A 20,066-nucleotide genomic window follows, 5' to 3' on the forward strand; every position below is an offset into this window, starting at 1 on the left:
ACCTGTTCTTCAGCTTTCGTTCATCGCGATGCATCGCGCTCTATCGCGCGACGTCCGGGATCAGCGCGACATCATGTTCATGCTGACGTTGTGCATGACCCAAACCGTACCGAACACCAGGAACATCACGGCCAGCACGGTGTAGGCAAGGGCGAGCGTGTTCCATCGCTGACCGGACGTCGAGACGCTCATGTGCAGGAAAAACACCAGATGCACGACGATCTGCACGACCGCGAGCGCGGCCAGCACGAACGGTGCGGACGGGGCCGGCAGCCAGCCCTGCATCACGATGCCGAACGCTGCCGCCGTCAACACCACCGCCAGCACGAAGCCGACCACATAGCCGCCGATACCGCCGTGCCCTGCTTCGGCATCGAGCGCATGGGAATTCGAGTGGGCCATCAGACCATGCTCCCAAGATAGACAAAAGTGAACACGCAGATCCACACGACATCGAGGAAGTGCCAGAAAAGGCTCAGGCACGTCAGTCGCGTGATTTCGCGCTGCGTCAGTTGCGGCGCGCGCGCCACCTGGACGGCGAGCACGGCCATCCAGATCAGACCCGTGGCCACGTGCAGGCCGTGCGTGCCGACCAGCACGAAGAACGACGACAGGAACGCGCTGCGCGACGGACCCGCGCCCTCCGCGATCAGATGCGAGAACTCGCTCAGTTCCAGCTTCAGAAAGACGGCGCCGAGCACGAACGTGACGACCAGCCAGCCGAGCACCGCGCGCGGGCTCTGACGGCGCGCCGCGACCATCGCGAAGCCGTACGTGATGCTGCTGAACAGCAGCGCTGCCGTTTCGAGGGCAACACCCGGAAGATCGAACAGATCTTTGCCCGTCGGCCCGGCGTTGAACTGATGCGCCATCACGGCGAACGTCGCGAACAACGACGCGAACAGCACGCAATCGGTCATCAGGTACAGCCAGAAGCCGAACACCGAATGCGATTCGCCATGGTGACCGTGGCCGTCGATCTCGTTCAGGGTTGCGGCATGGACTTTTTGTAGCATCACTCGACCTCCGCGAGTTCCGGCGACACATCCACACGTTGCGGAAGCGGGGTGCGGCCTTTGTTTTCTGTTGTCCGCACAACGTCGGACGGAATGTAATAACCATCGTCGCGGCCGAAGCTGCGGCCGATCACGGTCGCCGCAATCGCCACCAGCGAAACGATCGCGAGCCACCAGATGTGCCATACGGCAGCGAAGCCGAACGCCAGGCTGAACACGCCGATAAAGAAGCCGGCGCCCGTATTCGACGGCATGTGGATGGCTTCGTACTTCGCCTGAACGCCGAGGCCCCTGCCCGTTTCCTTCATGTGCGCGAAGGCATCGAGTTCTTCGACGACGGGAATCGTCGCGAAGTTATAGACGGGCGGCGGCGACGAAATCGACCATTCGAGCGTGCGTCCGCCCCACGGATCACCAGTCACGTCGCGATACTCCGGCTTGTTGCGGTTGATGATGCTGACCACGAACTGCGTGACCTGGCAGACCACGCCGATAGCAATCAGCGCGACGCCGATCGCGGCGACGATCATGTACGGGTGCCATGCGGGATCGTCGTAGTGATTCAGACGGCGCGTCGCGCCCATGAAGCCGAGCACGTACAGCGGCATGAACGCCACATAGAAACCCGTGAACCAGAACCAGAACGCAGCTTTGCCGAGTTTCTCGTTCAGCTTGAAACCGAACACCTTCGGGAACCAGTAGCTGACGCCCGCCAGATAGCCGAACACCACGCCGCCGATAATCGTGTTGTGGAAGTGCGCGACGAGGAACAGCGAGTTGTGCAGCACGAAGTCTGCGCCCGGAATGGCCAGCATCACGCCCGTCATGCCGCCGATCGTGAACGTGATCATGAAGCCGATCGTCCACAGCACGGGTGCGGTGATTTCGAGGCGGCCGCGATAGATCGTGAACAGCCAGTTGAAGATCTTCACGCCCGTGGGAATGGCGATGATCATCGTCGCGATGCCGAAGAACGCGTTGACGTCCGCGCCCGAGCCCATCGTGAAGAAGTGGTGCGCCCACACGAGAAACGCCAGCACCATGATCGCGCACGATGCGTACACCATCGTCTTGTAGCCGAATAGCGGCTTCTTCGCGAATGTCGAGATCACTTCCGAATAGATGCCGAACGCGGGCAGAACCAGGATGTAGACCTCGGGATGGCCCCAGGCCCAGATCAGGTTCAGATACAGCATCGCGTTGCCGCCCGCTTCGTTCGTGAAGAAGTGCATGTCCGCGTAACGGTCGAAGCCCAGCAGCGCCAGCGCGATCGTCAGGATCGGGAATGTCGCCATGATCAGCACGTTCGAGCACAGCGCCGTCCAGGTGAACACGGGCATCTTCATCAGCGACATGCCGGGCGCGCGCATCTTCACGATCGTGACGAAGAAGTTGATCGCCGTGATCAGCGTGCCGACACCGGACAGCTCCAGCGCCCAGATGTAGTAATCGACGCCCACGCCCGGACTGAATTGCAGTTCCGACAGCGGCGGATACGCAAGCCAGCCGACCTGCGCGAACTCGCCGATCACCAGCGAAATGTTCATCAGGATCGCGCTGATCGCCGTCATCCAGAACGACAGCGAATTCAGGAACGGGAACGCAACGTCGCGTGCGCCGATCTGCAGCGGCACGACGATATTGAACAGACCGACCATCAGCGCCATCGCCATGAAGAAGATCATGATGACGCCGTGCGCCGTGAAGATCTGGTCGTAGTGATGCGGCGGCAGATAGCCGGCTGCGCCGCCGCTCGCGAGCGCGAGTTGCAGGCGCATCATCACGGCGTCGGCGAAACCGCGCAGCAGCATCAGCACGGCAACGACGATATACATCACGCCGATTCGCTTGTGATCGACGCTCGTGAGCCATTCGGTCCACAGCCAGCGCCACTTGTGCGCGCGCGTGAGAAACACGGCGACGGCCAGAACGATCAGCCCCATGAGCGCGCCCGCGCCCATGATGATCGGCTGATCGAACGGAATCGCCTCCAGAGTCAGTTTGCCGAACATGCGTTACTCCTTCGAAGCGTTCGTGCTGCAGTTGGCGTCACGGAAATCGACGACATGCCCGCTGTTGTATTTCGCAATGACGTTGTGGAACAGCTTCGGATCCACCGACGAGAAATAGCGCACCGGGTTCTTCTCGCTCGGTTTGGCAACGGCGTAGTAGCCATCCATGTCGAGCCGGTCCGACGACGCCTTGGCCTTCTGCACCCAGCCGTCGAAATCGGCCTGGCTCACGGCGAGCGTGCGGAACTTCATGTCCGAGAAGCCCTTGCCGCTGAAATTCGCCGACACGCCCGCGTAGTCGCCCGCGTGATCCGCGATCAGGTGCACGCGCGTCTGCATGCCCGCCATCGCGTAGACCTGCGTGCCAAGCTGCGGGATGAAGAACGAGTTCATCACCGAGTCCGACGTGATGTGGAAATTGACGGGCGTGCCGACGGGCATCGCCAGCTGGTTCACCGACGCAATACCGAGATCGGGATAGATGAAGAGCCACTTCCAGTCGAGCGCGACGACTTCGACGTCGATCGGCTTCACGTTCGATTCGAGCGGCTTGTACGGGTCGAGCTCGTGCGTGGTGCGCCACGTCAGGATGCCGAGGAACAGGATGATCAGCGCGGGGATCGTCCACACGACCACTTCGATCGCGGTGGAATGCGCCCACTTCGGCGCGTAGACGGCGCTTTTGTTCGACGCGCGATATCGCCACGCGAAGAACAACGTCAACAGGATGACGGGGACGACGACGATCAGCATCGTCCACGTCGCCGTCGCAATCAGCGATTTCTCGGCGACGCCGACACTGCCTTTCGGGTCGAGCACTTCGAGTTGACATCCCGCAAGACACGCCGTCAGACCGACGCTGACGGGTACGAGGCAACCTCTTAAGGTTTTTCTGGCTAACATGTTTGCCCAATAATCGATGAACCACGCTGAACACGTGTGGGGTTTGCGAGGCAAAAAGCACACAGGTCCTATGTGCCCGGCGATTCTAGGGACGCGCAGCGTTTGAAATCCTGACCTCAATCAAGGATGCCGACAGAAACGCTGCGGAAAGACGTGCGACGCGTTGTCACACGATGACGGAAGGTGGAGTGATCCCTGTCGATTCAGAGGTGTATGCGCCGACAGATCGCTTCGGATTGTCTGTCGGCGTGAACCGGGTACGGCGCGCATCTGGCAGCCGCCCGGGCGACGGCCATGCCCGGGCAGTTCGTGCGCATTGCGTCGCTTCAGTTCGCGAGATCGGCGGGCAGCTTGCCGCCGTTCGCAGCGAGCGCCGTCATCAGCTGTTTGTGCAGCCAGATGTTCATCGACGCCGAATCGTTCGTGTCGCCGCCGTACTTCAACTCGCCTGCCAGCTGCTTGCGATGCTCGAGGCTGCTGTCCACGTCGAGCAGCTTCATCAGATCGACGATCGAGCGGCGCCAGTCGAGTTGCTGCGGATTCGCCGCCGCCAGCTGGTCCATCACGGCTGCGACATCGACGTCCGCCAGCGCGGCCGACACAGGTGCAACAGGCGCGCTTGCCGAAGCGTCCACGGGCGTGGGCGCGACGGGCTCGGCGGCCAGCGTCCCGGCCGGCTTCGCCTTGCCGAAAATCTTGCTGACGATGGTTCCAAAGATGCTCATGATGCAGATCCTTCTTATGAAGTGGTTGGAAGTGATTGCGCAACGTCCCTTGTATTCCGACCTTCCTGAATCGCGGCGACGTTGCCTGCGACTAACGCCATTTCATCCGAACCGTTGACCATTGCGCGCAAAAACGTCGCAAGTTTCACGCTTGTTTGCACTCCGGCGCATCTACGCGACACCTTCGCGTTAAAAAATGAAAACTTTTTGCATGCCTGATCAATTTCCATTTTGATTCGGCAAGAATCGTGGCTCGAAGCAGTTCTCTCCCGTTTTTCCAACAACGAGACCACAACCATGAAAAAACTGTTGACCATCGCGGCCTGCACTATCTCCCTGTCGATGCTCGCCGCGTGCGCCGGCCTGGATCGGAGCAAGGAAGAAGCACTGAACCGGCAAGCCGGTATCGAAGTCACGCAGACGAAGGAAGGCGTGCAGGTTCGTCTGCCCGAAAAAGTCCTGTTCAACTTCAACGAGTCGAGCTTGCGCGCCGACGCCACGCCAGCCATTTCGCGCGTGGTCGTTGTGCTGAGCCGCACGCAGAAACCGATGATTGTCGAAGGTCATACGGACAACGTCGGCACGCGCGAATACAACCAGCATCTGTCCGAAGCGCGCGCGAAGTCAGTCGAAGACGAACTCGAGCGCCGTGGCATCGGCGCGTCGCGCATGACGCTGAAGGGCTATGCGTTCGATCGTCCCGTCGCGGACAACGATTCGCCTGAAGGCCGCGCGCGCAATCGCCGCACGGAGATCGTCGTGAAGGGCGAGTCGCTCGAAGCGGTGCTGGGCAAGTAACGTCCGTCAGGCTCACGCACGTGTCGCGGTGCTGTTGCGGCGCGTGCATTGCACCGATCCCATAGCGTCGAATGCGTAAAGATTTGCCAGGAATCCCGCGCGCTTGCGCTAGACCGTCAACGCAAAAATATTGAGACCGTTGAAACCGGCTTCTCTTGCCGGTTCATCGTCTATCGTGTCCTCATTGCGTATCGTCGGAATACTAGGAATTTTTGGATTGTTTGCCGGTTGTGCGCAGATTCCGCCCGAACATCAGGCATCGAATGTGATCGGACCCGTAACGACACAGACGACGCTCGCCGTCACCGACAGCGTCTCGGACAACACAAGTCTTCCATCTGAAGCGATCGCGTCCCGTCCGATAAACGGCGCACTCCAGACGGGCTACGCATCATGGTATGCGCGAAAATTCCAGGGACGCCGCACCGCAAGTGGCGAACACTACGACAGCCGATTGTTGACGGCTGCACATCGTACGCTGCCGCTCGGCAGTTACGTGCGCGTGACTTCCTTGACGACGGAGAAATCGATCGTGGTGCGCATCAACGATCGCGGTCCGTTCGTCAAAGGTCGCATCATCGATCTGTCTTATGCGGCCGCTAGCGCATTAGGCCTGCCCCGTATGGCGTCGATGCAAGTGCAGATTCAAAGCATCGAGAAGCCGGCGAACAAGCGCGTGACATCCGACGGGTCGGAATCTTGATCCGAACCGTGATTGCGACGTGTATCGTCGCGCTGGGCGTTTCCGGCGCGTTCGCGGCGCGATTGAGCAAGGAGACGCGCGGTGCCGCGCTTCTTTCGCCCCGCGCGGTGATCAAGCCGATCACGCGTCCGCTCGCCACGATGAAAGCGCAAGCCAGGAGCGCCCCACCTCGGCGCAAAACTCGCCGCAAGAACAAAACAACCCGCCGCCCCGACATCTTCTACCGCTGGTCGGCCGATCAGTTGATGCTGGGTGGCGTCAATCCGTCGCGAATCGGCAAAAGTGCGGACGACGCCATCGGGAAAGCGGCAAGCGAAAGCGCGGCCTCTCCGATTCCGAAATAGAAAGCCGCGCGACTCAGGCGCGTTCAGATCCGCTCAGGTCGATGCGCCACCGTACTTCACGACATCAAGAAGCGTCTTCTTTTTGTCCTGGTAGTGATAGAGCGTAATCGCGCCTTCCTTCATGTCGCCGTGCGCATCGAAGGCGATACGTCCGATCACGCCGTTGTAGTCGGTTGCGGGTAGCGCGGCGAGCACCTTCGCGGCGTCCGTCGTGTTGGCGCGTCGCATTGCATCGGCGATCACATAGACGGCGTCGTAGGCAAACGGGGCGTTGAAGAGAATCGGACCGTTGAAACGCGCTTCGAAGCGCTTCTGAAACTCCGCGCCCTTCGGCATACGGGAAACCGCAAGACTCGCTTCGGAACATATGAGATTGTTCACCGCGTCGCCAGCAAGCTCGGCCACTTTCTCAGTACATGCGCCATCGCCGCTCAGAACCTTCGCATTCAATCCAAGCGCAGCCGCTTGACGAATGAACGGCCCGACCGTCGAATCCATGCCGCCGAACATGATCACATCGGGATGCGCGCTCTTGATACTGGTGAGGATCGCGCGGAAATCGGCGGCTTTGTCGTTTGTGGCCTCGCGGGAAACGATGCGCGCACCGCCCGCTTGCGCCGCCTTCGCGAACTCGTCGGCGAGACCCTTGCCGTAGGCCGTCGCATCGTCGACGACGGCAATCGTCTTCGCGCCCAGCGATTTGAGCGCATAGCCGCCGAGCGCCGGGCCCTGCTGCGCGTCGGTTGCGACCACGCGGTACGCGCTCTTGTAGCCCTGCTTCGTGTAGTCCGGATTGGTCGACGACGGCGAAATTTCCGCGATGTTCGCGTCGTTATAAATGCGCGATGCGGGAATCGACACACCCGAGTTCAGATGGCCGATCACGGCAACGACATGTTCGTCGACGAACTTCTGCGCGATCTGCGTGCCCGTCTTCGGATCCGCCGCGTCGTCCTCGCCGTCCAGTTCGAGCCGCACCTTGTGCCCGCCGATCACGAGCCCTGTCCTGTTGATATCTTCGACGGCGAGACGCGCGCCGTTCTCGTTGTCCTTGCCCAAGTGGCTGCTGCCGCCCGTCAGCGGGCCCACGTGTCCGATCTTCACCACTTCTTCGACTGCCCCGCTTTCGCTTTGCGCAGCGTGCTGCGATGGCTGCTCTTTCTTGTCGCAGCCCATCAGCGTCAGGCTCGTTAGCGAGATGCCTACCAAGGTCAGTTTTGCGAGATTATTCAACGGCGTTCTCCTCTATTAAAAGCGCTGTGTTTTTTGATCTGATTCGATTCGCATTCCGAATCTATTTTCTAAAAACGGTAGCACGCGGAGGTATTCGTCACTGTAAAGATTGGTCAAGCGATGGACGCATCACACAATGCCGCGTCCTTGACAGAGTTTGACGCATGCCACGCTCGATCCAATGGACAATCGGGATGCGCGCGCGCCACTGCCTTCCGACACGACGCGCGTCGAATTCACCAAACAACCGGAATGAAGACAACCATGAAAAAAAGCTCTCTCGCCCTGCTCGTTTCGCTGCTCGCTGCTGCGGGCGCTGCATCGGCGCAAACCCCCGTCAACGGCATCGTGATGACCCACGACCGCGACGTCGCCGCGAAGATCGAACAGCACGCACGCGAAGTTCAGGCGCAACCCGTCGTCGCCCAGCAGGACATGGATGCGCCCGTCGAGAAAATCGAGCAGAAACCGGCTCACCACCACGGCCATCACCACGCCGCGAAGTCGAAGAAAGCGCACGAACACGCCGACAGCAAGTAAGCACGCATCACGCGACCGCAAACGAAAAACGGGCTAGCACATGCTAGCCCGTTTGTTTTTGCAGCGAAGACCGCCTGGAGAGATCAGGCCTCGGCCAGTGCCGCCGCCTGCACGTCTTCTTCGTCTTCGACGCTCGTGCGGATCAGGTGATCGAACGCAGCCAGCGATGCCTTCGCGCCCTCGCCCACAGCGATCACGATCTGTTTGAACGGCACCGTCGTCACGTCGCCCGCCGCGAACACGCCCGGCACCGACGTCGCGCCCTTCGCATCGACGACGATCTCGCCGTGCTTCGACAGTTCGACCGTGCCCTTCAGCCATTCGGTGTTCGGCACGAGACCGATCTGCACGAACACGCCTTCGAGCTCGACATGCTTCGACTCACCCGACACGCGGTCCTTGTACGTCAAACCGTTGACCTTCTTGCCGTCGCCCGTGATTTCCGTCGTCTGGGCTTCCGTGATCACGACCACGTTCGACAGACTGCGCAGCTTGCGTTGCAGCACTTCGTCAGCGCGCAGCGTCGCGCCGAATTCGATCAGCGTCACGTGATTCACGACGCCCGCCAGATCGATCGCCGCCTCGACGCCCGAGTTGCCGCCGCCGATGACAGCCACGCGCTTGCCCTTGAACAGCGGACCGTCGCAGTGCGGGCAGTATGCGACGCCATGGTTGCGGTACTCGCGCTCGCCCGGCACGTTGATTTCGCGCCAGCGCGCGCCCGTGGCCAGCACGATCGTCCGCGCCTTCAGCACCGCGCCGCTCGCGAGGCGCACTTCGTTGATCTTGCCAGGAATCAGCGCTTCGGCGCGCTGCACGTCCATCACGTCGACTTCATAGCTCTTCACATGCTGTTCGAGCGCCGTCGCGAACTTCGGTCCTTCCGTTTCCTGCACGGACACGAAGTTTTCGATTGCCAGCGTATCGAGCACCTGACCGCCAAAGCGTTCCGCTACGACGCCCGTCGCGATGCCCTTGCGTGCCGCGTAGATCGCAGCCGCCGCGCCAGCAGGACCGCCGCCGACGATCAGCATGTCGAACACCGGCTTGTTCTCCAGTTCCTTCGCGGCGCGCGCACCGGCGTTGGTGTCGAGTTTCGCGAGGATCTCCTTCACGCCGCTGCGGCCCTGGCCGAACACTTCGCCGTTCAGGAACATCGTCGGCACGGCCATGATCTGGCGCGACTCGACTTCGTTCTGGAACAGCGCGCCGTCGATCGCCGTGTGACGGATGCGCGGGTTGATCAGCGCCATGATGTTGAGCGCCTGCACGACTTCCGGGCAGTTCTGGCACGACAGCGAGAAATACGTCTCGAACGCGAAGTCGCCGTCGAGTTCGCGGATCTGCTGGATCACGGCGTCGTCGAGCTTGATCGGATGGCCGCCCGTCTGCAACAGCGCGAGGACCAGCGACGTGAATTCGTGGCCCATCGGGATGCCCGCGAAGCGGATGCCCGTTGCCTTGCCCGGCTCGCCGATCGAAAACGACGGCTTGCGCTCGTCGTCGCCGCGGCGTTCGATGACGCTCACGCGCTCCGACAGCGATGCGATGTCGCTCAGCAGCGCCAGCAGTTCCTGCGACTTCGCGCTGTCGTCGAGCGAAGCGACGATCTCGATAGGACGACTGACTTTCTCGAGGTAGGCTTTAAGTTGGGCTTTCAGATTCGCGTCGAGCATGGTTTTTCGGGGTCCGTGGCGATGGGAATGGGTTTTGATGCGTGCCGGCGCTGCAATGAACGCGGGCAGTAAGGCAATTCGCAAGGCGGGCCTTGCGGACTGCCTCACGCGGCGCCGCTCGTGGCGGCGCCGCTGGGCAGAGGTACAGCTGAATAGCGTGTGGCTTCTAGCGAGCCGTCAAACTTAGATCTTGCCGATCAGGTCGAGCGACGGGCTCAGCGTTTCAGCGCCCGGCGTCCACTTGGCGGGGCAAACTTCACCCGGGTGAGCCGCGATGTATTGCGCAGCCTGCACCTTGCGCAGCAGTTCGCCTGCGTCACGGCCGATGCCGTTGTCGTGCACTTCGCACAGCTTGATCTCGCCTTCCGGGTTGATCACGAACGTGCCGCGCAGCGCCAGGCCTTCTTCTTCGATCAGAACGTCGAAGTTGCGCGAGATTGCCAGCGTCGGGTCGGCGAGCATCGGGTACTTGATCTTCTGGATCGTGTCCGACGTGTCGTGCCATGCCTTGTGCGTGAAGTGCGTATCCGTCGACACGCTGTAGATCTCAACGCCCAGCTTCTTGAATTCTTCGTAACGATCGGCCAGATCGCCCAGTTCCGTCGGGCACACGAACGTGAAGTCGGCCGGGTAGAACACGAACACGGACCACTTGCCCTTCAGCGTCTCTTCGGTAACGGTCGTGAAATCGCCATTGTGGTAAGCGGTTGCCTTGAACGGTTTGACCTGGCTGTTGATGATCGGCATCTGATGCGTCCTCTTCGGTTAAGTGAGTTGCGTTGGGTACTGCGATGGATTGAATTATGAAGGAGCTTGCGAATTCGAGAAATTTGATTGTTACGATTCCCCTAATTTAGATTTCCTATGACGCCAGCCCTGTCTGGCACAAATACTTGATTGACAAGGGAAAGTGCCGTCGGCCGGGCCGCTTTCCGTGCAGGTAAAATGGCCCAAAAAATTTTTCGGACAGAGTTTCCAGCAAGGGTTTTCCGCTTGAGTGAGCTTCAACAGGGGTTTCTTCTCACCCGTCATTGGCGCGATACGGCGTCCGGGACGGAGGTCGAGTTCTGGCTCGCGACCGACGACGGTCCGCGCCACATCCGCCTGCGCCCGCAGCCGAACGTCGCGTTCGTGCCGGCCGCGCAACGCGAGCGCGCCGACGAATTGTTGCGTCAGGAGAAAAACACCCGCGGCCTCGAGTTGCGGCCGCTCGATCTGTGCGATTTCCATCATCGGCCGGTGCTGGGGCTTTACTGTCCCCAATACCGCCAGCTCACTGCGCTCGACAAACGGCTTAGGCAAGGCGGCGTCGACGTGTACGAAGCCGACGTGTTCCCGCCTGATCGCTACATGATGGAGCGCTTTATCACGGCGCCCGTGCTGTTCGGCGGCGAGGCGAATCCGGCGGGTGGTCCGCTGCTCAACGCCGACATGAAGCCCGCGACGGGCTACCGCCCGAAGCTCAAACTCGTTTCGCTGGATATCGAAACGAGCGCGCACGCCGAGCTGTATTCGATCGCGCTCGAAGGCTGCGGGCAGCGTCAGGTGTACATGCTCGGGCCGGAGAACGGCGACGCGACGGGCCTCGACTTTGCGCTCGAATACTGCGAGACGCGCGCGCAGCTGATCGAGCGGCTGGTGGAATGGCTCGAACGGCACGATCCCGACGCGATCATCGGCTGGAACGTCGTGCAGTTCGACCTGAAGGTGCTGCACGAGACGGCGCAGAAACATGGCGTGCCGCTGCGGATCGGGCGCGGCGGCGCGGTGATGGAATGGCGCGAACATGGGCTGAAGCAGAATCACTTTTTCGCGGGTGCGGCGGGACGGTTGATCATCGACGGCATCGAGGCGCTGCGCTCCGCCACGTGGAGTTTTCCGTCGTTCAGCCTCGAATATGTCGCGCAGTCGGTGCTGGCCGAAGGCAAATCGATCGATAACCCGTATCAGCGGATGGACGAGATCCAGCGCCGCTTCGACGAGGACAAGCCTGCGCTCGCGCGCTACAACCTGAAAGACTGCGAACTGGTCACGCGCATCTTCGAGAAGACGGATCTGCTGAACTTCCTGCTCGAACGCGCGAACGTGACGGGATTACCCGCCGATCGCAGCGGCGGATCGGTGGCGGCGTTCACGCATCTGTACATGCCGCGCATGCATCGGCTGGGCTTCGTCGCGCCGAATCTCGGCGACGTCGCGGGCGCGGCGAGCCCCGGCGGCTTCGTGATGGACTCGAAGCCGGGCCTCTACGATTCCGTGCTGGTGCTCGACTACAAGAGCCTGTATCCGTCGATTATTCGCAGTTTTCTGATCGACCCCGTGGGCTTGATCGACGGCGCGCGTAATCCCGACGATGTTCATTCCGTACCCGGCTTTCTCGGCGCGCGTTTTTCGCGCACGCAGCACTGTTTGCCGTCGATCGTCGCGCAGGTGTGGGAAGGACGCGAAGCGGCGAAGCGCGAGAACAACAAGCCGCTGTCGCAGGCGCTGAAGATCATCATGAACGCGTTTTACGGCGTGCTCGGATCGACGGGCTGCCGGTTCTTCGATCCGCGTCTCGCTTCGTCGATCACGATGCGCGGCCACGAGATCATGCATCGCACGCGCGAGCTGATCGAGGCGAGCGGCTACATCGTGATTTACGGCGACACCGATTCGACTTTTGTGTGGCTCAAACATGCGCATGGTGAAGAGGATGCGGCGCGCATCGGACGCGAGCTGGTCGGCGGAATCAATGCGTGGTGGCGCGAACATCTACGCGAGCGTTTCGGACTGGAGAGCGCGCTCGAACTGCAATTCGAGCGGCACTACAAGCGCTTTTTCATGCCGACCGTACGCGGCGCGGAGGAAGGCAGCAAAAAGCGCTACGCGGGTTTGACCGTGATGGCCGATGGCAGCGAAGAGGTCGTCTACAAAGGGCTCGAAACGGTGCGCACGGATTGGACGCCGCTCGCGCAACGCTTTCAGCAGGAGTTGTATCTGCGTATTTTCAAGCAGCAGCCGTATCGCGATTATGTGCGGGATTATGTGCGGCGCACGCTGGCTGGCGAGTTCGATGATTTGCTTGTGTATCGGAAGCGGCTGCGTCGGCCGCTTTCCGACTACGAGCGCAATGTGCCGCCGCATGTGCGTGCGGCGCGTAGCGCTGATGAGTTTAATCGCTTGCGCGGTAGGCCTTTGCAGTATCAGAACGGTGGATGGATTAGTTATCTGATGACTAGTAGCGGGCCGGAGCCTTTGGAGACTTTGCGCTCTGAGATCGATTATGAGCATTATCTGACCAGGCAGTTGCAGCCTGTTGCTGATGCGATTTTGCCTTTGCTTAAGGATGATTTTTCTACTATTGCTTCGGGGCAGGCGCAGTTGTTCTAGCGGTTTTTTTGTCTGCGACGCTAGTCGCCATTCTGGATTTTTTGCTTTTCGTCTTTTGCTTTTGTTTTTCGCTGGCATCCGCGATTTCATATCCGTACTTCATGCGTTGCCCCTGTGCGGGGCGGCACCTACTTTTCTTTGCAGCGGCAAAGAAAAGTAGGCAAAAGAAAGCCGCTTTTGAACCTCCAGTGCCCGCCAGGATAGCGCCGCGCCATGCCGCAGTCGAGCTGTCGCGCAGCGACGTCCGTACTCTGTAGAAAGCCCGCAGTCAACCGCGCACGGCGCGAAAACCCCACACAGTCTGGAGCACATACCGCCGCAATCAACTGACGGCAAACGCAAATAAACGTGCTGACCGAATGTGCTCCAAGTGGACGTCATCTTTCGCGTCGCGCGCGCCTGACTGCGGGCTTTCTACGGAGTGTTGGCGTCGCTGCGCGACAGCTCAAGGAACGTGTGCCGTGGCGTTATCCTGGCCGGCACCGGAGGTTTGAAGCGGCTTTCTTTTGCCTACTTTTCTTTGCCGCTGCAAAGAAAAGTAGGTGCCGCCCCGCACAGGGGCGACGCATGAAGTACGAATACGAATTCGCGGATGCCAGCAAAAAACAAAAAAACAAAAAGCGAAAAAACCAGAATGGCGACTAGCGTCGCAGACAAAAAACAAACCTTAAAGCACCTGCTCCGCAGGCCAAACCAAAACCTCAACCCGCTGCGCGCCGCGCAAAACAGAAACCTCCACTTCACGCCCGATCTTCGACCCATCGAGCGCGCGCTGCAAAGCATCAACACCATCGACGACCACAGAATCGACAGCAACAATGGTGTCATCAACCCGTAATCCGCCGACACCAGCAGGCGACCCCTTGACGATTTCCATCACCCGCACCCCACTCTCCGATTCGAGCCCAAAATAACGCTGCACGCGCCGCGGCAACGCCATGGTCGTCCCGGCAACACCGATATAAGCCCGCCTCACGCGCCCATGCGCGAATATCTGCATGATGACCCACTTCGCGGTATCGATAGCCGTGGCGAAGCTGATCGACTGCGCGCCCGGAATGATCGCCGTGTTCACGCCGATCACCTGCCCCGCCGAATTGATCAGCGGCCCGCCGGAATTGCCCGGATTGAGCGCGGCATCCGTCTGGATCACGTCATAGATCATGCGCCCCGAGTTCGAGCGCAACGATCGCCCGAGTGCGGACACCACGCCCGCCGTAACCGTCTGCTCGAGCCCGAGCGGATTGCCGACGGCAACCGCAATCTGCCCGACACGCAGCTTGCCCGACTCGCCGAGTTCCACATGCGGCAGCGGCTCCGGCGAGCCGATGCGCAGCACGGCAAGATCGCTGTGCGGATCGTCGCCGACCAGATCGGCATCGAACTTCGTGCCGTCGGCTAGCTGCACGCGGATATGCGTCGCACCGTGCACGACGTGGCTATTGGTCAACAGATATCCGTCGGGCGTGAAGATGAAACCCGAGCCGGTGCCCGCGCGCGCGGAGCGCTCCGGCGCGCCCGGCACGCGGCGCTCGACGGTGATGAAGACGACGGCCGCCCGCACCCGTTCGAGCGCATCGATGACGGTGCGCGAATAGGCGTCGAGGAGTGCGTCGTCGCTGGACGAGCCGGGCGCGGCGGCGTTTGGCAACGCACCCGACATGTCGTCGATAAAACGGGGACGGCTTCCCATGATCAGGCTCCCGATAAGCGAGAGCCGCACATGCGGGGCGGCGAGGCTGTTTTCAAGCTGGAGCGGCGAGCGCCCCAGCGTGCGTAGAGGAGACCCGCGTCAGATAAGCCGCAGGTTGCGAATCTTGCCGATGCGCGGCGAGCGTTCGAGGATCAGTTTTTCGATCACTTCGGGCAGCAGCGCCTTGGGAATGTTCGACGGTACGTCCGACACCAGTTGTGACGGCACATTCACGATGAAGTCGTCGGGGGCGGTGGCGAGGCTGTGCTCGTAGGTAACGCGGTAGTCCATGCTGGGTGTGAGAACGTAGGTAGTGGTGCGAAATCGTCGTGCCAGCATGCCGCCGCCGATAGGCGAACGGCTTCTGTCCCGAGATCGTACCTCAGACGCGCAGCCCGCGCCGCGTCACGCGCCCCGACAATGTGCGCCGCCGAACGGCCCGGCCGTTCTTACCGATGCCAGCCGCCGTGCCCCCAGCAGCAGCCATAGCCGACACCGACGCTCACCGACGGGCCCGCGTAATAACCCGGCGCGTAGCCATAAGCCGGCGCGTACCCGTATCCATATGGCGGCGCGACAACACAGCCGCCCAAACCGATCGTCGCAAGCGCGACGGCTGCCAGCGTCAGAAGCTTTTTCATGGTCGTTCTCCCTCCCTTCTGTCATTTGAGCAGACGCTACAGAAGGTGTTCGTGACCACTTGTGACGGCGCATTACGGCGCACTACCGGGCAGCAGCGGGCGCCCGCGCCGCCGCCGTGCGCAAGAAAGGGGCCCGGGCAACCCAGGGCCTCTACGTGCAGACCTCACGCTAACAGTTGCTTACTATTCGCCCGACGTGAAAAAAAGAAAGCGGGCACGCCCGCGAGACACAGGCAGATTTCGATGTCGCCGGTATGAATCGAAAATCGGCCTCTGTTCGACAGATTGAAAAAAGGCTTCAAAGCGCAAACTGCAGTTGTGCAAATGCACTGAGGAGCCTGAAATGTCTTCCCGTCATGACAGCAGCAATCCGTTCGAGCCTACCGCCCACGAAGCGCAGGAATCGAACAGCCCGCGGGAATACCCGGAAGCCGATCTGATGCGCGGCCTGCAGCTCGCGTCCGACACCGTGCTGCGTCTCGCCACCCAGACGCATGCGGCCGTTGCGCGGGGCGACGCGGCGAGCGCGGAAGCGGCGCGTGAGTCGCTCGAAAAGCAGCTCGCGCTGACTACCCGGTTAATCGACGAGCTTCTGTTCGACGGCGAAGTGCGCCACACCACCCATTGACCCGCCGCCCACGCGACGGAACGAATTGAACGTAGCAACAGCAACTGCAGCGCCGGCTGACTGGAACTGGAAATGAACGTCTTGACTGTACTTCTCTGCATCTGGGCAATGGTGGCGCTGTGCGCGGTGCTGTTCATCCGCGGCGCGAGCCCGCGCGTCGAGCGTCCGACGAAGGCGAAGCAGGCGCGGCCGTCGAGCTACTCGATCGCCGAGTAATTCCTGCCGATCCGGCGAGCGCCCCGTCCATCGACGGTTCAGTGACCTCGCCGTTCAGCCGCCTCGCCCGCCGCGAGCCCGGCTTCTCCCGAAGTTCCTATCGCCCGATGCGCGCCGACCAGCGCGACATCGCGCCCCGTTTGCGGTTTAGCCCGTGGTCGCACGCAGCGACGGCAGCAGCGCGCGCCCTTCCTGCGCCGACGGCTCCGGCCAGCGCAGGCGCTCAACGGTAATCTGACGGCGCGCCGCCTCGCCCGCAAATGCATCGAGCGCGTCGCGAATATCCCGGTCGATGAAATCGGCGCGTTCGGCATCGATCAGCACCGTCGCGCGATCCGGAATCTGCGCGAGGCAGTGCGTGAGCATCGGCTTCGACAGAAACGTCGCGTCCTTGCGCAGCACGAGCAGATAGTGATCGTCGTGACGCGTGAGCGTGAACGTGCGCGACAGGTTCGCGCGCATCGCCAGCAGCGCGCTCGTCGCGATGCCGATGCCAATGCCGATCAGCAGGTCCGTCGCCAGCACGCCGACGATCGTCGCCACGAACGGCACGAAGCGGTCGACGCCTTCGCGCGCCATCGCCGCGAACAACGCCGGTTTCGCGAGCTTGTAGCCCGTGTGGATCAGGATCGCCGCGAGACACGCGAGCGGAATCAGATTGAGCACCGCCGTCAGCGCGAACACGCTCGCCAGCAGCAGCACGCCGTGAATCACCGCCGACATCCTCGTCTGCGCGCCCGCGTGCACGTTCGCCGAACTGCGCACGATCACGGCCGTCAGCGGCAACCCGCCGAGCACGGCCGCCACCATATTGCCGACGCCCTGCGCTTTCAGTTCGCGATCCGGCGACGCGCGGCGGCGCTTCGGATCGATCTGCTCGACGGCTTCGAGACTCAACAAGGTTTCCAGACTTGCGACCACGGCGAGCGTCAGCGCAACGCGCCACACATCGGCATCGACGAGTTGCGTGAAGTCGGGCATCGAGATCGCGCCCGTCAATGCCGCGAACGAATCGAGCGAGACCAGCGACACGCGATGTTCCGCAGGCAACGCCAGCACGGGCGCGAGCATATCCAGCGCGAGCGTCGCGCCGATGCCGAGCGCGACAGCCGCGAGCGGTCCCGGCAGCATGCGCACGATCGCGTAACGCTTCGCGCGCGGCGTTTCCCACGCGAACAGCATCGCGACCGACACGACGACCAGCACGACTGACACGATCGAGATGTCGCCGAACGGCGTCGCCAGTGTGCCCGCGTGCGCGACGCTGGCATCTGCTCCGTTCACCAGGCCCGCGCCGAGCGGAATCTGCTTGACGATCAGCATGATGCCGATCGAAGCGAGCATCCCCTTGATGACCGCGACGGGAACGAAGCTCGCGAGCCGTCCCGCGCGCAGCAGGCCGAAGCCGATCTGCAGCGCGCCCGCGATCAGCACGGCGGCGAGAAACGCGGAGAAACTGCCGAGCGACGCGATCGCCGAGACGACGATCACGACGAGCCCCGCCGCGGGTCCGCTCACGCTCAGATGCGAGCCGCTCAGCAGCGCGACGACCAGTCCGCCGACGATGCCGGACACGAGCCCGGCAAACGGCTCGACGCCGGACGCGGTGGCGATGCCGAGACACAGCGGCAGCGCGACAAGAAACACGACGATGCCTGCGAACACGTCGCTGCGCAGGTTCGATAGACGGGAAACGGGTGGAGTGTGCATGGTTTATCCGTGAATTCGTGAAGTCGTGAGGACGAGTTGAGCCCTGCCGCGCGGCGCGATGCGCCGGCGGCTCGTGATTCGTAGACTTGAAAAGGAAAAGGAAACGCCTGAAACGTCGCTAGGCGGCGTCGCGAACGGCGTGCGTTTCAGCGTGGGTTTCTGCGTGCGATTCGGCGATTTCTCGCGCTTCGTCCATGTCGGTGAGTTGCGTGAGCAGCCCTTCGCGCAGCCCGAAAATCCAGCCATGCACCTGCGGCGGACGCGGCGCGCTGCGCACGATGGGCGACTCGCGCAGCAGACGCACCTGCTCGATCACATTCAGCTCCGCGAAGCGGTCGACGCGCGCGTCGAAGTCTTCGATAGCGAGCAGTTCGTCGCGATGACGTCCGGCGAGATCGCGCAATCCGGCGATGCGGCGATTCACGACGGGCAGCGCATCCGAAGGCGGCGACAGCGCGGCGCGCACGCCGCCGCAATGATGATGTCCGCAGATCACGACGTGCTCGACCTTCAGCGCATGGACCGCATATTCGATGACGCTCGACGCGTTGCCGTCGTCGGACGTGTAGAGGTTCGCGATGTTGCGATGGACGAACAGCTCGCCTGGCTGCGCATTGGTGATGCGCTCGGCGGGCACGCGGCTATCCGAGCAACCGATCCACAGAATGCGCGGCTGCTGCCCGCGCGCCAGGTCCGCGAAGAACTCGGGCTCGCGCGCCGAGACTTCCTGCGACCAGGCCAGATTGGACAGCAATAGGCGTTTTGGATGATTCATCGATCGTGCTCCTGCCGGGTTCGTAAGTGAACGGAGTCTGTCCATCGCGGACAAACGCGATGGTGTTTACGAAAAGCTTACAGCAAGAAGGTTCCGAAAAAAATCGATAAAAAATCATTTGATGCCGACTGCATCCGATGCCCGGAAAGCGTGCATACATGCGGCTCTCCGGACATTTATGTCGGTTGCGTAATCGGCTGCACCGTGATGAAGCGATGCGTTCGGGAAGGAGATATGAATCGGTCGATGCTTGTCACGCGTGTCATGTTTGAACGCGTGTGCCGACCGGATGGATCGCATGCGCGCGATCCATCGTTCATTCAATTACTGCGCGCTGACCTCGATGGAATCCACGCGGTCGCGATAGAACGCGACGTGTTCCTTGATCGATGCGACGGCATCGTAAGGGCTTTCATAGCTCCACACCGCATTGACGGAACGTTCGCCGCCGGCAGGGATGCTGTAGTAGCTGCACTCGCCTTTGTATGGGCAATACGTCGAATGATCGGTGCGTTCGAGCAGCGACATGTCGACGTCCTTGCGCGGGATGTAGAGCACTTCCGGATACGACGCTTCATGGAACGACAGCGCATCGGTGCTATCGGCGATCTTGTGTCCGGCCACCGACACGACAACGCGCGATCCGCTTTTCGCAATCGTGATGGGATGTTCGGGACCGGGAATCTTCACTGTCTTGTGCATGAGATCGTGTCCTTGCGATGGAAACAGGTTGTGGCCGGCATGGTGGCCGGGCGGCGAAGTACCGTCCGAGTATGGACGCGCGACTTCTGATGTCAAGGCATGACCCTGCCTCGCGTAACGGCTATCCGGCGCTTCCCGGCGTGGATCGTGTGCATATGCATCGCTGGAGACCTTTATCCAGCAAGCCATTGGCGCGCATCGGGCATTTCCGGCGTCCCATTGTTTGAATTAGATAAATTGAGTGTTCATTTAGCTGGCATTTATCTGCCCCCGGCAAGCCGTTAGGATTCGTGCCATGCGACCGGTCCTACGTGCCGGCCGCGAAAGCCAATTGCCACGCTGTGAGACAGCGTGAAGCCGCTCGCACCGTTCGCTGTCA

Annotated in this window: 21 protein-coding genes; 7 read left to right on the top strand and 14 right to left on the bottom strand. The window is 61.5% G+C overall.

Annotated features, from left to right (window positions below):
- Positions 1-60: 60 nt before the first annotated feature.
- The 5 genes from cyoD to QEN71_RS13345 form a co-directional block, all read right to left on the bottom strand.
- Positions 61-402 carry a cytochrome o ubiquinol oxidase subunit IV gene (cyoD, locus tag QEN71_RS13325; RefSeq protein ID WP_201651492.1) on the bottom strand — a complete coding sequence of 114 codons (342 nt, stop codon included), beginning with the start codon at positions 400-402 and terminating at the stop codon, positions 61-63.
- The gene (gene cyoC, locus QEN71_RS13330) at positions 402-1,016 is read right to left on the bottom strand and encodes a cytochrome o ubiquinol oxidase subunit III (protein WP_233471858.1); all 615 of its coding nucleotides are present in this window, start codon (positions 1,014-1,016) and stop codon (positions 402-404) included. Before cyoC ends, cyoD begins: the two co-directional genes overlap by 1 nt.
- Entirely contained in the window at positions 1,016-3,028 is a 2,013-nt protein-coding gene (gene cyoB / locus QEN71_RS13335) for a cytochrome o ubiquinol oxidase subunit I (RefSeq protein WP_201651493.1), read from the bottom strand. Before cyoB ends, cyoC begins: the two co-directional genes overlap by 1 nt.
- A 3-nt stretch (positions 3,029-3,031) precedes the next feature.
- Positions 3,032-3,931 carry a ubiquinol oxidase subunit II gene (gene cyoA, locus QEN71_RS13340; RefSeq protein ID WP_201651494.1) on the bottom strand — a complete coding sequence of 300 codons (900 nt, stop codon included), beginning with the start codon at positions 3,929-3,931 and terminating at the stop codon, positions 3,032-3,034.
- 326 nt (positions 3,932-4,257) lie between these two features.
- Complete coding sequence (locus tag QEN71_RS13345; protein WP_201651495.1) at positions 4,258-4,656, bottom strand: DUF3597 domain-containing protein; 399 nt, start codon at positions 4,654-4,656, stop codon at positions 4,258-4,260.
- A gap of 297 nt (positions 4,657-4,953) precedes the next feature.
- On the opposite strand from QEN71_RS13345, the gene QEN71_RS13350 reads away from it, so the two are divergent.
- From QEN71_RS13350 to QEN71_RS13360, 3 genes are all read left to right on the top strand, one after another.
- Entirely contained in the window at positions 4,954-5,454 is a 501-nt protein-coding gene (locus QEN71_RS13350) for an OmpA family protein (protein WP_201651496.1), read from the top strand.
- A gap of 217 nt (positions 5,455-5,671) precedes the next feature.
- Positions 5,672-6,157, top strand: a complete 486-nt coding sequence (locus tag QEN71_RS13355; protein WP_307792369.1) for a septal ring lytic transglycosylase RlpA family protein — start codon at positions 5,672-5,674, stop codon at positions 6,155-6,157.
- Entirely contained in the window at positions 6,154-6,501 is a 348-nt protein-coding gene (locus QEN71_RS13360; protein ID WP_201651498.1) for a hypothetical protein, read from the top strand. The genes QEN71_RS13355 and QEN71_RS13360 overlap by 4 nt, the downstream gene beginning before the upstream one ends.
- 33 nt (positions 6,502-6,534) lie before the next feature.
- Here the strand turns inward: QEN71_RS13360 and QEN71_RS13365 are convergent, their stop codons facing one another.
- Complete coding sequence (locus QEN71_RS13365; protein ID WP_233471882.1) at positions 6,535-7,677, bottom strand: branched-chain amino acid ABC transporter substrate-binding protein; 1,143 nt, start codon at positions 7,675-7,677, stop codon at positions 6,535-6,537.
- 321 nt (positions 7,678-7,998) lie between these two features.
- Here QEN71_RS13365 and QEN71_RS13370 point away from each other — a divergent pair, with 321 nt between their 5' ends.
- Positions 7,999-8,274 (top strand): hypothetical protein, encoded by a 276-nt coding sequence (locus QEN71_RS13370; RefSeq protein ID WP_201651500.1) that lies wholly within the window; start codon positions 7,999-8,001, stop codon positions 8,272-8,274.
- An 83-nt stretch (positions 8,275-8,357) separates the two neighbouring features.
- Here the strand turns inward: QEN71_RS13370 and ahpF are convergent, their stop codons facing one another.
- A complete protein-coding gene (ahpF, locus tag QEN71_RS13375; RefSeq protein ID WP_201651501.1) occupies positions 8,358-9,950 on the bottom strand; it encodes an alkyl hydroperoxide reductase subunit F in 1,593 nt (530 codons plus the stop codon).
- A gap of 183 nt (positions 9,951-10,133) precedes the next feature.
- The gene (ahpC, locus tag QEN71_RS13380) at positions 10,134-10,697 is read right to left on the bottom strand and encodes an alkyl hydroperoxide reductase subunit C (protein WP_201651502.1); all 564 of its coding nucleotides are present in this window, start codon (positions 10,695-10,697) and stop codon (positions 10,134-10,136) included.
- 246 nt (positions 10,698-10,943) lie between these two features.
- Here ahpC and QEN71_RS13385 point away from each other — a divergent pair, with 246 nt between their 5' ends.
- The gene (locus QEN71_RS13385; RefSeq protein WP_201651503.1) at positions 10,944-13,322 is read left to right on the top strand and encodes a DNA polymerase II; all 2,379 of its coding nucleotides are present in this window, start codon (positions 10,944-10,946) and stop codon (positions 13,320-13,322) included.
- Between the two features lie 667 nt (positions 13,323-13,989).
- Here QEN71_RS13385 and QEN71_RS13390 read toward each other — a convergent pair.
- From QEN71_RS13390 to QEN71_RS13400, 3 genes are all read right to left on the bottom strand, one after another.
- On the bottom strand, positions 13,990-15,015 hold the full coding sequence (locus QEN71_RS13390) for a S1C family serine protease (protein WP_201651504.1): 1,026 nt from the start codon (positions 15,013-15,015) through the stop codon (positions 13,990-13,992).
- A gap of 99 nt (positions 15,016-15,114) precedes the next feature.
- Positions 15,115-15,306, bottom strand: a complete 192-nt coding sequence (locus tag QEN71_RS13395) for a hypothetical protein (RefSeq protein ID WP_028365969.1) — start codon at positions 15,304-15,306, stop codon at positions 15,115-15,117.
- A gap of 158 nt (positions 15,307-15,464) precedes the next feature.
- Positions 15,465-15,656 carry a hypothetical protein gene (locus QEN71_RS13400; protein WP_201651505.1) on the bottom strand — a complete coding sequence of 64 codons (192 nt, stop codon included), beginning with the start codon at positions 15,654-15,656 and terminating at the stop codon, positions 15,465-15,467.
- Positions 15,657-15,999: 343 nt separating this feature from the next.
- Here QEN71_RS13400 and QEN71_RS13405 point away from each other — a divergent pair, with 343 nt between their 5' ends.
- Both QEN71_RS13405 and QEN71_RS13410 read left to right on the top strand, forming a co-directional pair.
- Positions 16,000-16,284: a hypothetical protein gene (locus QEN71_RS13405; RefSeq protein ID WP_201651506.1), complete on the top strand. Its 285-nt coding sequence runs from the start codon at positions 16,000-16,002 to the stop codon at positions 16,282-16,284.
- 72 nt (positions 16,285-16,356) lie between these two features.
- The gene (locus QEN71_RS13410) at positions 16,357-16,500 is read left to right on the top strand and encodes a hypothetical protein (protein WP_201651507.1); all 144 of its coding nucleotides are present in this window, start codon (positions 16,357-16,359) and stop codon (positions 16,498-16,500) included.
- A 147-nt stretch (positions 16,501-16,647) separates the two neighbouring features.
- Here the strand turns inward: QEN71_RS13410 and QEN71_RS13415 are convergent, their stop codons facing one another.
- The 3 genes from QEN71_RS13415 to QEN71_RS13425 form a co-directional block, all read right to left on the bottom strand.
- On the bottom strand, positions 16,648-18,210 hold the full coding sequence (locus QEN71_RS13415; RefSeq protein ID WP_201651508.1) for a SulP family inorganic anion transporter: 1,563 nt from the start codon (positions 18,208-18,210) through the stop codon (positions 16,648-16,650).
- A 118-nt stretch (positions 18,211-18,328) separates the two neighbouring features.
- Positions 18,329-18,985, bottom strand: a complete 657-nt coding sequence (locus tag QEN71_RS13420; protein WP_201651509.1) for a carbonic anhydrase — start codon at positions 18,983-18,985, stop codon at positions 18,329-18,331.
- 324 nt (positions 18,986-19,309) lie between these two features.
- Positions 19,310-19,687, bottom strand: a complete 378-nt coding sequence (locus tag QEN71_RS13425) for a DUF427 domain-containing protein (RefSeq protein WP_201651510.1) — start codon at positions 19,685-19,687, stop codon at positions 19,310-19,312.
- Positions 19,688-20,066 lie beyond the last annotated feature (379 nt).

It is taken from the genome of Paraburkholderia sabiae (assembly GCF_030412785.1).
In the GTDB taxonomy this organism is placed as follows: domain Bacteria; phylum Pseudomonadota; class Gammaproteobacteria; order Burkholderiales; family Burkholderiaceae; genus Paraburkholderia; species Paraburkholderia sabiae.

Bases quoted from the DNA above. Each gene is read 5' to 3' on its own strand.
- cyoD (WP_201651492.1), bottom strand. From the start codon at position 402: ATGGCCCACTCGAATTCCCATGCGCTCGATGCCGAAGCAGGGCACGGC.
- cyoC (WP_233471858.1), bottom strand. From the start codon at position 1,016: ATGCTACAAAAAGTCCATGCCGCAACCCTGAACGAGATCGACGGCCAC.
- cyoB (WP_201651493.1), bottom strand. From the start codon at position 3,028: ATGTTCGGCAAACTGACTCTGGAGGCGATTCCGTTCGATCAGCCGATC.
- cyoA (WP_201651494.1), bottom strand. From the start codon at position 3,931: ATGTTAGCCAGAAAAACCTTAAGAGGTTGCCTCGTACCCGTCAGCGTC.
- QEN71_RS13345 (WP_201651495.1), bottom strand. From the start codon at position 4,656: ATGAGCATCTTTGGAACCATCGTCAGCAAGATTTTCGGCAAGGCGAAG.
- QEN71_RS13350 (WP_201651496.1), top strand. From the start codon at position 4,954: ATGAAAAAACTGTTGACCATCGCGGCCTGCACTATCTCCCTGTCGATG.
- QEN71_RS13365 (WP_233471882.1), bottom strand. From the start codon at position 7,677: ATGGGCTGCGACAAGAAAGAGCAGCCATCGCAGCACGCTGCGCAAAGC.
- QEN71_RS13370 (WP_201651500.1), top strand. From the start codon at position 7,999: ATGAAAAAAAGCTCTCTCGCCCTGCTCGTTTCGCTGCTCGCTGCTGCG.
- ahpF (WP_201651501.1), bottom strand. From the start codon at position 9,950: ATGCTCGACGCGAATCTGAAAGCCCAACTTAAAGCCTACCTCGAGAAA.
- ahpC (WP_201651502.1), bottom strand. From the start codon at position 10,697: ATGCCGATCATCAACAGCCAGGTCAAACCGTTCAAGGCAACCGCTTAC.
- QEN71_RS13390 (WP_201651504.1), bottom strand. From the start codon at position 15,015: ATGGGAAGCCGTCCCCGTTTTATCGACGACATGTCGGGTGCGTTGCCA.
- QEN71_RS13395 (WP_028365969.1), bottom strand. From the start codon at position 15,306: ATGGACTACCGCGTTACCTACGAGCACAGCCTCGCCACCGCCCCCGAC.
- QEN71_RS13400 (WP_201651505.1), bottom strand. From the start codon at position 15,656: ATGAAAAAGCTTCTGACGCTGGCAGCCGTCGCGCTTGCGACGATCGGT.
- QEN71_RS13405 (WP_201651506.1), top strand. From the start codon at position 16,000: ATGTCTTCCCGTCATGACAGCAGCAATCCGTTCGAGCCTACCGCCCAC.
- QEN71_RS13410 (WP_201651507.1), top strand. From the start codon at position 16,357: ATGAACGTCTTGACTGTACTTCTCTGCATCTGGGCAATGGTGGCGCTG.
- QEN71_RS13415 (WP_201651508.1), bottom strand. From the start codon at position 18,210: ATGCACACTCCACCCGTTTCCCGTCTATCGAACCTGCGCAGCGACGTG.
- QEN71_RS13420 (WP_201651509.1), bottom strand. From the start codon at position 18,985: ATGAATCATCCAAAACGCCTATTGCTGTCCAATCTGGCCTGGTCGCAG.
- QEN71_RS13425 (WP_201651510.1), bottom strand. From the start codon at position 19,687: ATGCACAAGACAGTGAAGATTCCCGGTCCCGAACATCCCATCACGATT.